14 protein-coding genes and 1 pseudogene are annotated in these 13,841 nt (G+C 37.2%); 2 read left to right on the forward strand and 13 right to left on the reverse strand.

Annotated elements, in window-relative coordinates; genetic code table 11:
- The 8 genes and pseudogenes from ACYVEC_RS20570 to ACYVEC_RS20605 all read right to left on the reverse strand — a co-directional run.
- A pseudogene (locus ACYVEC_RS20570) lies at window positions 1-1,689 on the reverse strand (DNA translocase FtsK); the annotation flags it as partial.
- A gap of 155 nt (window positions 1,690-1,844) precedes the next feature.
- The gene (locus ACYVEC_RS20575; RefSeq protein ID WP_460508096.1) at window positions 1,845-2,801 is read right to left on the reverse strand and encodes an N-acetylmuramoyl-L-alanine amidase; all 957 of its coding nucleotides are present in this window, start codon (window positions 2,799-2,801) and stop codon (window positions 1,845-1,847) included.
- Between the two features lie 40 nt (window positions 2,802-2,841).
- Entirely contained in the window at window positions 2,842-3,186 is a 345-nt protein-coding gene (locus ACYVEC_RS20580) for a hypothetical protein (RefSeq protein ID WP_063222451.1), read from the reverse strand.
- Between the two features lie 225 nt (window positions 3,187-3,411).
- Window positions 3,412-4,026 (reverse strand): YtpR family tRNA-binding protein, encoded by a 615-nt coding sequence (ytpR, locus tag ACYVEC_RS20585; RefSeq protein WP_063222450.1) that lies wholly within the window; start codon window positions 4,024-4,026, stop codon window positions 3,412-3,414.
- Entirely contained in the window at window positions 4,023-4,835 is an 813-nt protein-coding gene (locus tag ACYVEC_RS20590; RefSeq protein WP_000784600.1) for a DUF1444 domain-containing protein, read from the reverse strand. The genes ytpR and ACYVEC_RS20590 overlap by 4 nt, the downstream gene beginning before the upstream one ends.
- 78 nt (window positions 4,836-4,913) lie before the next feature.
- Entirely contained in the window at window positions 4,914-5,228 is a 315-nt protein-coding gene (locus ACYVEC_RS20595; protein ID WP_000838193.1) for a thioredoxin family protein, read from the reverse strand.
- 83 nt (window positions 5,229-5,311) lie between these two features.
- Window positions 5,312-5,821, reverse strand: coding sequence for a DUF84 family protein (locus ACYVEC_RS20600; RefSeq protein ID WP_063222449.1), 510 nt, complete (start codon window positions 5,819-5,821; stop codon window positions 5,312-5,314).
- Window positions 5,822-6,104: 283 nt separating this feature from the next.
- Entirely contained in the window at window positions 6,105-7,178 is a 1,074-nt protein-coding gene (locus ACYVEC_RS20605; protein WP_002170155.1) for a M42 family metallopeptidase, read from the reverse strand.
- 148 nt (window positions 7,179-7,326) lie between these two features.
- Here ACYVEC_RS20605 and ACYVEC_RS20610 point away from each other — a divergent pair, with 148 nt between their 5' ends.
- Window positions 7,327-7,638, forward strand: a complete 312-nt coding sequence (locus ACYVEC_RS20610) for a PepSY domain-containing protein (protein ID WP_000118537.1) — start codon at window positions 7,327-7,329, stop codon at window positions 7,636-7,638.
- A 234-nt stretch (window positions 7,639-7,872) separates the two neighbouring features.
- Here ACYVEC_RS20610 and ACYVEC_RS20615 read toward each other — a convergent pair whose 3' ends face one another.
- Entirely contained in the window at window positions 7,873-8,727 is an 855-nt protein-coding gene (locus ACYVEC_RS20615; protein ID WP_063222447.1) for a YtnP family quorum-quenching lactonase, read from the reverse strand.
- Between the two features lie 70 nt (window positions 8,728-8,797).
- Window positions 8,798-9,451 (reverse strand): tRNA (guanosine(46)-N7)-methyltransferase TrmB, encoded by a 654-nt coding sequence (trmB, locus tag ACYVEC_RS20620; protein ID WP_060632584.1) that lies wholly within the window; start codon window positions 9,449-9,451, stop codon window positions 8,798-8,800.
- 231 nt (window positions 9,452-9,682) lie between these two features.
- Here trmB and ACYVEC_RS20625 point away from each other — a divergent pair, with 231 nt between their 5' ends.
- Window positions 9,683-9,961, forward strand: coding sequence for a YtzH-like family protein (locus ACYVEC_RS20625; protein ID WP_001122235.1), 279 nt, complete (start codon window positions 9,683-9,685; stop codon window positions 9,959-9,961).
- 3 nt (window positions 9,962-9,964) lie between these two features.
- On the opposite strand, the gene ACYVEC_RS20630 is transcribed toward ACYVEC_RS20625, so the two are convergent.
- From ACYVEC_RS20630 to thpR, 3 genes are all read right to left on the reverse strand, one after another.
- Window positions 9,965-10,762, reverse strand: coding sequence for a phosphotransferase family protein (locus ACYVEC_RS20630; protein ID WP_063222445.1), 798 nt, complete (start codon window positions 10,760-10,762; stop codon window positions 9,965-9,967).
- A 227-nt stretch (window positions 10,763-10,989) separates the two neighbouring features.
- Window positions 10,990-13,131, reverse strand: a complete 2,142-nt coding sequence (gene pulA / locus ACYVEC_RS20635) for a type I pullulanase (protein ID WP_063222444.1) — start codon at window positions 13,129-13,131, stop codon at window positions 10,990-10,992.
- A 138-nt stretch (window positions 13,132-13,269) separates the two neighbouring features.
- Entirely contained in the window at window positions 13,270-13,815 is a 546-nt protein-coding gene (gene thpR, locus ACYVEC_RS20640; RefSeq protein ID WP_098556296.1) for an RNA 2',3'-cyclic phosphodiesterase, read from the reverse strand.
- Window positions 13,816-13,841: the final 26 nt, after the last annotated feature.

A 13,841-nucleotide genomic window follows, 5' to 3' on the forward strand; every position in this document is an offset into this window, starting at 1 on the left:
AACTCGTTGTTCTTCCGCAATCGGTGCTTCTTCTACAACTCGTTGTTCTTCCACAATCGGCGCTTCTTCTACAACTGATTGTTCTTCCGTAATCGGTGCTTCTTCTACAACTCGTTGTTCTTCCACAATCGGCGCTTCTTCTACAACTCGTTGTTCTTCTGCAATCGACGCTTCTTCTACAACTGATTGTTCTTCTGCAATCGGTGCTTCTTCTACAACTCGTTGTTCTTCCGCAATTAAAGTATTCGCAAAGCTTTGAACATCTTTCTTCGTTTGTTCATCAGCTTCAGCAACAGGTATGAACTCATTCTTTTGTTCAATTTCTTCATTTAACAACATTTCTTGCTGGGTTGCCTCAAGTGCTGTAGGTTCTGAACCTTTTGTTTCCGTAATTACTTCCACTTCTTCTGGCGCTTCTGCTTCCACAATTACTTCCGCTTCTTCTGGCGCTTCTGTTTCTGCAATTACTTCCACTTCTTCAAGCTGTTCTGTTTCTGCAATTACTTCCACTTCTTCTGGCGCTTCTGCTTCTGCAATTACTTCTACTTCTTCTGGCGCTTCTGTTTCTGCAATTACTTCCACTTCTTCTGGCGCTTCTGTTTCCATAACTACTTTTTCAAGCTGTTCTGTTTCTACAATTACTTCCGGTATTTCCACAATGATTGTTTCTTCAAGTTTTTCTTCTGCTTTGACAATCACTGATTCTTCTGGAGCTTGCTTTTCTACTTCAATAGTAGGTTGTTCTATTTCTGTATTACGTTTAATTTCTTCTGATAATATTGTATCCTCGTGCTCTACTTTAGAAGCTACTAATTCTTCTTGTAGATTGTTTTCGTTTAACACCACTACATCTTTTTCTAGCTTAGCACTTTCCATCTGCTCAGCTACTGTTTTATGAAGTAATTCATCCGCTGAAACTTCCTGCGGTGTACTCATTTCTTGAACCACTTCATTTTCTTCTACTATAGGCTCTTGGCGTTCAATTTCATAACCGTTTTTCTCTAGCCATTGATCAACAACTGATTTTTCTTCCTTTTTATCCTGTTGACCAACTGGTTCATGACTAGGCGAAGAAGACGTTGCTTGTCCTTCTGAGAAATCTGATAATGTATACCCTTTTTTCTCTAACCATGCATCAACAACTGCTTTGCCCTCTACAGATATTTCAAGATCTTCTCTTTCCTTTACTTCCTCCTGCTTTTCTTCCTTTTTCTCTACAGAAGGACGATTATATCCGTAAATTGGTGAAATCATTTCTGTTGGACGAAATGGTCTACGGTTACTTTCTTGCGACGATACAGGTGCCTTTTTAACGACAGACTCTCGCTCCGGTTCATATTGCACTTCCGGTTCTTCATATGTAGAAACTACCTTTTCCACATACTGTCGTCTACTTCTTTCCACTTTGATTCCTCTTTGAATAGGCTGATTTTCATATGTTACAGCTTGAACAGGTTGTTCTTCAAAATGCCCTGTTTCTATAACATCCTCTTCATCGAACCCATTATCCGGTACTAATGGAAAACGGCATTTACCTGCATTCCTACTTGCCATTTGTGCTTCTCTTGCTTCAGTGTAGTGGTTTACACGAGGAATTTTCGGCTGACTTTCAATTCGTTCTGGTACTTCTTTATTCATCGCTGTTTGTTCTTCCTCTTTGTTAAACAGCTTTTTCATCCAATCTAACATGCTTACCACTCTTTCTACTAAATAGTAACATCCTTTATTGTATCAGCATTCGGCAAAAAGTGCAGGTAAAATTAAGCATGTCATATTTATCCATAATATTCTAATTTACGAGTGTTTTCATATGGAAAAACGCACCCTTACATGTAAGACTGCGTTTAAGCTTTACTCTTCCGATATTCATCTACACTATCCGTTACACTTTGCAATAAAGAATTTATATACTGCGGGTCAGATAATTTCTTATCTTCTTCAGAATTTGACATAAACCCAAGTTCTAATAGTACACCAGGTACTTTAGACCAATTTAATCCAGAAAGATCGTCCCTGAATTTAATTCCATTTACTTTCACTTGATGATTTTCTCTCATTTTATTTACTATCGTTTGAGAGATTTGAAGACTTTCCTTATAAATCTCTTTCGTATACGGACTTCCTTCTGACGGTGTTAATACAGCAAACCCACTTTGATTCGGATTTTCAGAACCATCTGCATGAAGACGTAAAAATAAATTCGCTTTATGATCATTCGCAAATGTTGCCCGTTCTTTATTACTCATATCAACATCTTGTGACGTTCTCGTCATTAATACTTGTATTCCCTTTGTTTCTAACTTTTCCTTTAATACGAAAGCCATTTCTAATACAAGGACAGCCTCTCTTTTTTTCGTCACAACACCAGTTGTACCATCTGTCACTTTATATTTTTGTGTTGTTGCTCCTGGCCCAATCGGCTCTAAATTTAAATTTGCTTTTTGTTGATGCCCTGGATCAATAACAACGAGAAACTTTCCTTGCTTTTCATTACTCTCTATTTTTTGTTCATTATTTTGTACTGGTTGCTCAGTTGGCTGCACTGGCGTAGCTTCCTCTTTCTTTTCCTCGGTCGGCACTTCCTCCTGCTTTTGCTCCACTTGCTCATTCGTTTGAACTGCTTGCGGTTCTTCTTTCTTTTCTTGTTCTTCTTGCTGTTTTTCTACCGGTGCGTCTTTCTTTTTATCTTCGCTTGTTTCTTTTATAGAAGATGTTGTCTCTTTTTTCGGTTGTTCTTGTGAGCAACCTCCCATATATATGCCAATGAATGCAATCATGCTCATTATTTTTATATACTTCATGTTTTTCTCCCATCACTTTGCACCGGTCTCAAAGTTTTTCTTATAATTGTTTTATAATCTCATCCATATTTCCAATATGAACGGGTTGCCACGTTTCTGTACCACGCTCTGCAGTATAAACTAGATAAGCATCATCAGCCACATTTACAAAAACTGGATCTCCCATATCTGTTTCATATCCGATAACAATCCATTTCTCTTTCCATTTTCCGTGTTCTTCACTTATTAATGAGTTTTTATGTTTATCATATCGATAACCGATTTGTCCTTTTTCTAATTCATTTTCACTAAACAAATAGATTTCATAAGAACCTAACTCGATATCTTGCTGTTTTGAAGTTTCAATTCGTTTCAGAAGTTCTGCGATTTTTAGTTGTTGTTTCATACGTCTATCCCCTTCTATTTTTCTAAATTTTAACTAGATTGTTTATAAAATACAATATAGATTTTGTGAAAAAAGGTGACATCCTCATAATATTAACGATTTTTCAAATTTATCTATCGTAACTCTAAATATATTAACGATTCGACATAGAATATCGATTTACAAAAAATAAAAAACAAAAAGAGAGGCCACCCAAAAGGACAGCCTCTCTTTTCTTAACATCAATTAAAATTTAAACTCTTGTCCAACTTCAAAGCTATCTTCTAATACAAGAATACCTTTTTCTTGTGGAGCATCTGGAAGCTCTAATTCACGTGCAGAGCAGATCATTCCAGAAGAAGGAACACCGCGAAGCTCAGCTGGCTTGATTAACATACCGTTTGGCATTACAGCGCCGATCTTTGCAACGACAACTTTTTGTCCTGCATCAACGTTCGGTGCGCCACATACGATTTGTAATGTTTCTGTACCGATTTCTACTTTACAAATGTTTAGCTTATCAGCATTTGGATGTTTTTCTTTTTCCGCTACATAACCTACAACAAATTTTGGAGAAAGATCTGCTTCTACTGTTTCTTCAAAGCCGTTCTTCGCTAAAATTTCGTTGATTTTTTCTACAAGTTCTTTCGTTAATGTAAGGTTACCTGTTTCTGTTACTTCTAAGTAAGAAGATGCATTAAAGATGTTGAATCCTGCTGTTTCGTTGCTTTCACGATCGTATACGCGAGCAACATCTCCTTTGCGATCAAAAGTACGGTTCTCTAAAGTAATATCTTGTAAGGCAACAATTAAAGTGTCACCAATTCCTTCAAGGTTGTAAAAAACGTTCACTTCGTTCATCCTTTCTCTTTTCCATCTGTCTTCTTCCGATTCTTCGCTAAAATAAAGATTGGTTCAAAGTCCCCATCTTCATATACGAATGAAAGTGATGTAATCGGAACATGCCCTTCGGCAAAAAATTTCATTGTCATTTGTGCAATAATATCATAACCGATTTCGTTGACGATATCAGCAATAATTAATACATCTTGGTGAGGAACAGCAACAACCATGTCACCAGAAATCTTTTCACGCATCGATTGTAGTAACGATTCGTTTAAAATACGAGTCGCATCATACCCATCATTTGTGTTTAAAAAGTAGAATGTATTACCTGCTACTGTGTCCTGCTTAAATTCATAACCTAATGAGCGAGCATTGAATAATGCCATTTCACGTACTTGTTGTTCTGTAAGCTCTAACTTTTGTAATAAACGCTCATCAATTAGTCGATACGTTTTATTAGAATCTAGCGCGTAGTAAATACGTGTTTCCGCCGTATGATCCGTCATAATAAACGGATTTCCTTCTTCTGCTTGTTTCGGGAAAGAAGTAGAGCGAATAACAGGTAAAATTTTTGCTGCGCTATTTTCTTCTTTATGCATCGCAATTAACGCTTCTTGTACGTAATAGGCAACCTCTTCAATTGCTTTTTCTTTATTCACTTCCCATTTTGCCACAACGCCTGGAAGCGATACGTTAATACCTTTTTTTGAGTCTTTCTGTTCTATACGTAGAACCTCTTTCTCGCTATCATACTGAAAGTCCCATTCCGGACGAGATAATTTCTTCATTAACTCGTCTTTCATCTTTTTACTTGTCATCTTCATCTCTTTTTCCTCCCTTCCAAAAAAATAACCTCCCCCGCGAAGGTAGAGGTTGTTTTACAATTCAATTGGCAAATTGCCTTATTTTAAACCTTCAATGAACTCTTCGATTTGTTCTTGTGTTTTACGATCTTTGTTTACATAGCGACCTGTTTCTTCACCTTTATTGTACGCTACAAAGCTCGGAATGCCAAATACATCTAATTTGACGCATAGATCAATAAACTCATCACGATCTACATAGTAAAATGAGAAATCACTATATTTCTCTTCTACTTCTGGCATAAATGGGTCTACAAAACGGCAGTCTGGGCACCATTCTGCTGAGAACATAAAGACTACATTCTCTTCATTTTTTAATTGTTGGAATTGCTCCATGCTTTCTAATGATTTCATCTATATTTCCTCCTCTAACGAGTGCATTTTTTCATGTTATAATCTTTCTTTTATACTACCATACATCGCGCACGGTGCAAGGTTTATGCTTGCTTTTCGTCATACTTATATTGCCCAACAAGTAACTTAACAACGTGTACAAATAATTCCGTGCGATCAACATAATCATCTGTAAAAATACCGATTGCACCTTCGTGACTACGAATATCTTTTCTCTGTACAAACTCTTCCATCACTTCACTTAACTCCTTGCCCTCTTCAAGAGGTGCTAAAAAATCATCCGGTAACGTAATACGTGCCCCGCCGGCAACAAATATTTTACCATCACTTGTTGCTAGCGCGCCCCAATTACACATAAATAAACCGTACTCCGTTTTCATCACGCCGCCTTCTAGCCCAATACCAATTTGAGCTTCTCCTTCTTGAAGCGCTTGCTTCGCTCTATTAACAGCTCCTTGCATCGTCTCTTCATCTGAAAACGGCTGGTTTGCTACCCCTGAAGGAACAGAAAGAGACGTAATTTCGGCATCACTCCAAACCTTCTCCACAGCTCCAACTTTCGTTTTATTCTTCGATCCAACTACTACCTTCATTTCGTTCACCTCTATAAAAATTTATCATTTTGTTCTAACATCCGCTTCGGGTACGAATTAGGCACCAACCACTATCACACACCACCGGGGAATCCCTTCTACCTATAAAAGAAGGTGAATTTCCACAATATTACTGGTTCTAAACACAAAAACAGACTTCTTCTTTCTTCCTACCCGCGGTCTTAACACATCATTCGAGCACACGTTAGGCACTGACCACCACCACACGCCGATGGGTTATCTCTTCAATCCAAAAAAAGAAAGGCTCTTCAGCCCTTCTTCCTTACGCGTTATTCTTAATTGTCTCTAACGTCGTTTTATCCGTTGCTCTTACAAGCTTCGTAATTAGTTCTTTTGCTGCTGCATAATCATCAACATGTAAAATAGAAGCATGTGTATGAATGTAACGTGCGCAAACACCAATTACTGCTGATGGGATACCTGAGTTACTTGTATGTACACGTCCCGCATCTGTACCGCCTTGTGAAATAAAGTATTGGTACGGAATGTTGTGTGTTTCTGCTGTATCTAAAATGAATTCACGCATTCCTCTATGTGTTACCATCGTACGATCGTAAATACGAAGAAGAGCACCTTTTCCTAATTGACCGAACTGCGTTTTATCACCAGATGCATCGTTTGCTGGACTTGCATCAAGCGCATAGAAAATATCTGGTTGAATCATATTTGCAGCAGTTTGTGCACCGCGAAGACCAACTTCTTCTTGTACAGTCGCTCCAGAGTATAATGTGTTTGGTAATGTTTCGTCTTTTAATTCTTTTAGTAATTCGATTGCAAGGCCACATCCGTAACGGTTGTCCCAAGCTTTCGCCATAATTTTCTTTTCGTTTGCCATCGGCGTAAACGGGCAGATTGGCACGATTTGTTGTCCTGGTTTTACACCAATTTCAATCGCATCTTCATAGCTATCTGCACCTATATCAATTAACATGTTTTTTATATCCATCGGTTTTGCACGTTGCGCGTCACTTAATAAATGAGGAGGGATAGACCCAACAACCCCAATAACAGGACCATTCTTCGTCATCACTTGTACGCGCTGCGCTAATAGAACTTGGCTCCACCAGCCGCCTAATGGTTGAAAACGAAGCATTCCGTTTTTCGTAATTTGCGTAATCATGAAACCTACTTCATCCATATGACCTGCTACAAGAACACGTGGGCCAGTTTCGTCCCCTTTTTTCAGACCAAATACGCTACCTAAACCGTCTTGTACAATTTCATCAGCATATTTGCTTAATTCTTGCTTCATAAAACGGCGTACATCATGTTCAAAACCTGACGCACCTTGTAATTCTGTTAACGTACGAAATAATTGTAATGTCTCTTTATTCACGAAGTCCCCTTCTTTCAAACCTTAGTAGAATACCTCTTTTATTGTAACGAAATTTTCGAAATGTTTCTAGTTTCTTCTTTTTTAACTGTATTTGCTTTATAATTATTATCGGTACACTATTTTTATTTTATAGAATTGAGGTGAATATATGAGCTGGAAAGGTTTAGTAGCAGGTCTTGGCGTTGGGTTCGCAGCTGGTTATTTCGTTGCAAACAAAGTACAAGAACAATCCCATATTTCTTCAGAAAAAGCATTGAAAATGGTGAAACAAGCATTAAGTCATAAAGGTGAAATTACTGGCTCTTGGGTACATATGGTTCCAGAGACATTTGAAAAATATGATGTCGCATACGAAGTTTATCGCGGCGGTCTTACAACAATGTTAGATGATATACAAGAACGATTTGAATTTTTAGTTGATGCTAAAACAGGTACTGTTTTAGAGGTTATAGCAGCATAAAAAGGAGGGTTCCCATTAGGTGAACCTCTTATTTTTTAATTGTAGATAGTGATTGAAATTTATCGGTGATTTTTCAAATATATTAGCGCAACTCATTTTATATCGGCGATTTTCTAATTTTATCGGCGTAACTCGATTTATATCAGCGATTACCCCATTTTATCGAATTACCGGCAAAAGCCGACATTAAAAAAGAGGCTGCTCCAACAAATATTCTGGAACAACCTCCTATTTTTATGCTTCTATACTCGTTTTTCTCTCTATCTTTTCTACAATATGCCCTTCCTCATTCCACTTTACTGCACGGTAATATGCGTCATGGTAAAACGTAAACCATGCATCTTTTTCAGCGCCGTACTTCATCCACTTTTGCTTATTCTCAATGGATGTCATCGGATAATCATCATAAGCCATTACCCATAATACATTTTGATGTGCGTGCGTCGGCAATAGGTCTGCTAAATGCAGCATCGTTTCCCCTTTGCTTTCTAAAGCAATAACTGCATGTCCATCACTGTGACCGCCTGTATGCGCCATTTTTATTTCATTCGTAATTTCTATTTCTTGCTGAAACGTAACAACTTGATCTACAATCGGCTCCCAATTTTCCTTCCAATACGTATTACGGGATCTAATATTTGGGTGCCTCATTTCATTCCACTCTATTTCACTTACATAAACTTTCGCATTCGGAAACGTTGGTACAAGTTGATCACCTTCCCATTTCGTTAAACCAGATGCATGATCAAAATGAAGATGCGTCATTAAAACGTAGCGAATATCTTCAGGCTTTAATCCTAGTTTTTCTAATGATTCATAAACCGTTGATTCTTCCGTTACACCTTGATTTCGTTTCATCTTCTCATTCAATTTACCGTTTCCTATTCCAGAATCAATGAGCATATTACCGTCTTTCGTTTGCAAAAGTAACGGATCTGTTCGTAAATAAATATGATTTGTATCATTATGTTTATATTTACGTGACCAAAGTACTTTCGGTACAACGCCAAACATTGCTCCTCCATCTAAATGTGTGTTCCCGCCCTTTAGCCACGTCACTTTTATATCTCCAATTTGTAACTGTTCCATTTTTCATCCCCCTTTTCTTTCAATACTAACATAAAATTCTGATTATTTTAGATACAAAAAAACCTACGCATTACTGCATAGGCTCTGTGCGATATTTTGCTTCTACTCGGTAAATACGATGACCTTTACTAGAGAATTTCTCTTCGTATTCAGTCATGATGTTACCTTCAAAGTCGCTGTTATGAAGATCTAAGCTTAAGTAAGTTAGTAACATACCGTACTCAGCCATACTCATAATAGAATATTCAAATAAACCTTGGTTATCTGTTTTGAAATGAATTTCTCCGCCTTCTACTAACACTTCTTCATAATTGCGTAAAAACGTTTTATACGTTAAACGACGCTTCGTATGACGTTTCTTTGGCCATGGATCTGAGAAGTTTAAATAAACGCGATCAATTTCACCTTTTGCAAAGAAAACTGTTAAATCTTCAGCATCTTTATTAATTAACTTTAAGTTCGGTACTTCTTCTTCAATTAATTTATCAAGTGCATCTACAACAACACTTGTGAATTTTTCAATTCCAATATAATTAATATGTGGATTCGCTTTTGCCATATCATACATAAAGCGGCCACGACCTGTACCTACTTCAATATGAATTGGTTGTTCATTTCCAAATACTTCTTTCCAGTTACCAGCGCGCTCCTCTGGGTTTCCAATTACGATGTGAGAATACTCATTAATTCGATCCATTGCATACGGTTTATGTCTTAAACGCATAGATGTCTCCCTCTCTTTACAAAACTATTTTAAAGGAATAATTCCTTCTTTCTGTTTTAATCAATCTATCAAACAAAAAACCAAGTACGTACGAGCACTCGGTCCGTTTCTTTCAAGTATAAGATGTACCATTTTGATAAAAACTACATACAGCATTAAACATTCCATGACGAAGCAGCTTTTTCTCTTACATTCCGAGAAGAGAAAAACAATCGAAAGGATGATCCGTTCATGCCAATTAATCAACAACATCAATTAGAAGTGCTGAAAGATATTTTAGTCAATCACCAAAGTGATTGTTGCGGGACAGTTTCTGAATGCGAGCAATTAGAGCGTCTCATTCAATCGTTACTCGCAAACGATAATATAAGTAGTGACGCTAAAACAATGCTAAACGATGTATATTCTTATAGTCAATCGGGTAAATCTTCCTCTAATTTGGACAACCACATTTCCAATAATCAAGAACAACTTACTCAGTGGATTGCTGGAATGGACAATTTTTCTTAAGTATTACTCTGAAGCAAGTAGTTGCTGTAAATATTGATGCCAATATTCAGCTTCTGCTTGCTGCTTTTTTGTTGTATGCCATTGAATAGACAAAATCGTTTGTGCTATCACATACCATCTCATACGCCTAAGCAGCGATTCATCCATTTCAATATCATAATAACCGAGCCACTCACTCCATTCATGGCGCGGAATGTACCAATATAATAACATACCAAGGTCTAAAGCTGGGTCAGCAATTACAGCTCCATCCCAATCAATTAAAAACAACTCATCTTCATTCGACAATAGCCAGTTGTTATGGTTTACATCACAATGGCATACAACGAATTCATTGTATTCAATATCTTTTAATGAACCCATTAAATATTGAAGCCCTTGCTGAATTGTTTCATCATCCCTTATATCTCCTCTTAAAACGAGTTGCAGTTGTTGTAATAACTCTTGTGCGTGAAGCGGCTGCTTCCCAAGTCTTTGAATCATCTGTACAAGTGCTTTAGAGGAGTGTATTTTCTTCAAAAGTTTTGCAACACGTTCTAGTTTCATATCCTCTGGCTCTAGCTTCTGTCCCGGAAGCCATTTTTGAGCAGAAATTACATCACCGTTTGTTACCCTTCTTGTCCAAAGTAATTTTGGAACAATTCCTTCTGCTGACAATACCGCTAAAAAGGGCGATGTATTCCGCTTTAAAAATAACTTCTGTTGTCCGTTTTGCGCAATATATGCATCGCCCGTTACTCCACCAGCCGGTACAAGACTCCACTCTTTTCCTAATAATTGTTCCAACCATTCCATATTCATTACCCGTTAACAAATCCTTATCTTTTATAGTTATGAAAAGAAAAACCGCAACATTTCTACACATGTTGTGGATTCATATATATTTTACTGTAAATGAAAAGAAAATTTGGCATAAGCCAAAAACTCTCTATTATTTTACAAAACCAGTCCTAGAATGACAACTTATCAAAATCGTCACCTTTGTCAATTCTACATTTATTACATTCTCATCGTCAAGTAGCGATTTGTCACATTATCGTCAATATATACGTGCTAATTGGAGCCAGCCTAAGTTCCTTTCCTCTAAATGAAGAAATTGGCTCTATTTTCGCTTGCTTTTCGTTTACTAACACATGCCATGTTTCTTCTTTCGGAAGTTGCACCGTTTTAGCTTCTAAACCGCTATTAAATAAAACTACAATCTCTTTCCACGGTCCAAACGTTTCTGCATGCTCTAGATGGTATGCCAGTACTTCTGGAGATGTTTGCAAAAAAGTCATGTACTTTTTTATAAGGTCTGCGTTTTGTAATCGGAATGCTCCATGCTCTTTACGAATCGCAATTAAACCTTTTATATAGTTAACGGTCTCTATCTCTTTCTCTTTTCGATCCCAATCTAATTGATTAATTTCATCATTTGCATTATAACTATTTTCATTTCCTTGCTTCGTACGATAAAACTCTTGCCCAGCATGTAAGAAAGGGATACCTTGCGACAGAATCACCATTGCAGTTGCTAGCAGGTGACGTTTTTTCAAAATCTCTTCTGACTCTTCATTACTGCGCATTAATTTATCCCACATCGTCATATTGTCATGACATTCTACATAGTTAATGCTTTGCACAGGCTCTAGAAACAAACCTGTTTCTTTCATACTCAAAAGGCTTCCTGATGCTATATACTGCAAATGATTACAGTCTACATGCCCACCAAATGCAAAACCACGTTTATTTATATGAAAGGTACTCCCTTTTATCCCATCACGAAATTGATCATTAAATTGCGCAATATACGGCATTTTCTTTGCATTATTTAACGTTGCTTTTTCTTCGCCAGGAAGTGGTGTTTGTAAATCCCACCCTTCTCCTAATAACAATGCATCTTTCTTTATGTTTCGCACTTCTTTTTCTATTATATTTATTGTATCAACATCTAAAATCCCCATTAAATCGAACCGGAATCCATCAACATTGTATTCCGTAAGCCAATATAAAATAGACTCTACAATGAATTTCCTCATCATTTTCCGTTCAGATGCTACATCATTTCCGACTCCCGTCCCATTAGAAGGCATACCATTTTCACCATGACGAAAATAATATCCTGGGACAAGCTTTTCAAATGATGATAACTCTCTTTCATACACATGATTATATACAACATCTATAATCACCCTAATGCCGTGCTCATGAAATGTTTCAATCAACTGTTTACACTCTATGATCCTGTTATACGGGTCGGAAGGGTTTGTAGCATAAAATCCCGTAGGCGCATTGTAATATAATGGATTGTAACCCCAATTATATGCAGAGGAAGGATTCGCCTCATCTACACCACCGAAACAAAATAAAGGCAATAGTTCAACATGTGTAACACCCAAATCTTTTATATGAGACAAACCTGTTAACGTCCCATTTCGCCCTATTGTTCCTTCTTCCATTAGCCCTTTATATGTTCCTTTTTTACTCACTCCACTGCCCTGATGAATAGTAGCATCACGAATATGCAGTTCATACAATATGACATCTGTCATTGCTTGTAATGGTGGTAATTGCTCTCTTTTTGTTACATTTGTCTTTTCCAAATCGATAACAACGCCGTACTTCCCATTTACAGTCACTGATTTTGTGTAAGGGTCCACTGCTTCATTCCATATTAAATTAATACAAACAAGAAATGTATACTTTGCTTCGGCTAAATCGCCTTGTAACGTATGAGCCCATACCCCATTTTCCCCTCTGTACATTTCATAATCGTTATATTCTTTATCACTTTTATAAATCCTTACTTTCGCAAGCCTCGCAGTTGGGGCCCATACTTTAAATGTAGTTGCTTCTTTTTGATACACGGACCCTAAATCTGTACCTTCGTAATAATACTTTTCATCAAAAATCGCTGTTCTTATGACAGCACCTATTTGTAAATCTGTCTCTTCATTCCGTTCATCTCGTACTGTATAATACTTCCCCACATCTAGCGGCTCTTCTATAAAGCACTCATACTTTGTTGCATCCGGAAGCGCAATCGTATGAGCAATCGGTAAATCTTTCACGTTACTTCCTTCTTGTAAACGAAATGTCCGACTTGTTCCATACGCATGTGGGAGCAAAATTGTAATTTTATTCATTTCATCTAAATAGGCCTCAAATGGACGTTTTACTTTCAACATAAAAAAATCACCATCATTCTTAAAGTTAAAATGAAACGAGCTGCAAATGATAAGGCTTTTCTTACCAGCGAAGCCCTATACAGTAACACATTATTCTCTATAGTATATTCACCTGTATAAAAAACGTTTTCATACATTCTATTTTTGTAATTTTATTTCAGCAATCGCTTTATACTTCGGTGTCTCCTTCACGTGAGATTCGTATAAAGTAATCGTATCCGCTTGAAATGATATTTCAGGCATTTCCTTTATATGTTCTAAATCATACTTTTCTTCTCCTACCCATTTACGAGCAACAGTAATATGTGGATGATACGGGCGCGTTTCTAAAGAAAATCCATTCCCTTCACAAATAGCGTGCACTTGCTTTTGTAATAGAAACAAATTTTGATTCTCGCTTACCTTTGCCCAAAAAATACGCGGCCTATCTTCCATACCGAACGTTGAAAATCCTTGTAACGTGAACGATAGTTCCTCTGTTTCTGCAAGTGTTTGTAATCCATTCTTTATTCCTTCTAATTGTTCCTCTGTCGCACTACCTAAAAATGAAAGGGTAATATGATAGTCTTCTTTATGTACCCACGAACGAAATGGTAATTCCTCCTGCATTTCCTCTCTATAGTTAGACAGCGCTTCTTTTATATGATTTGGTAACGTAATCGCGACAAAATAATGTGGCTCCATGTACATCTTCTCCTTCTTTCTATTGT

The organism is Bacillus sp. MN7755, assembly GCF_054771475.1.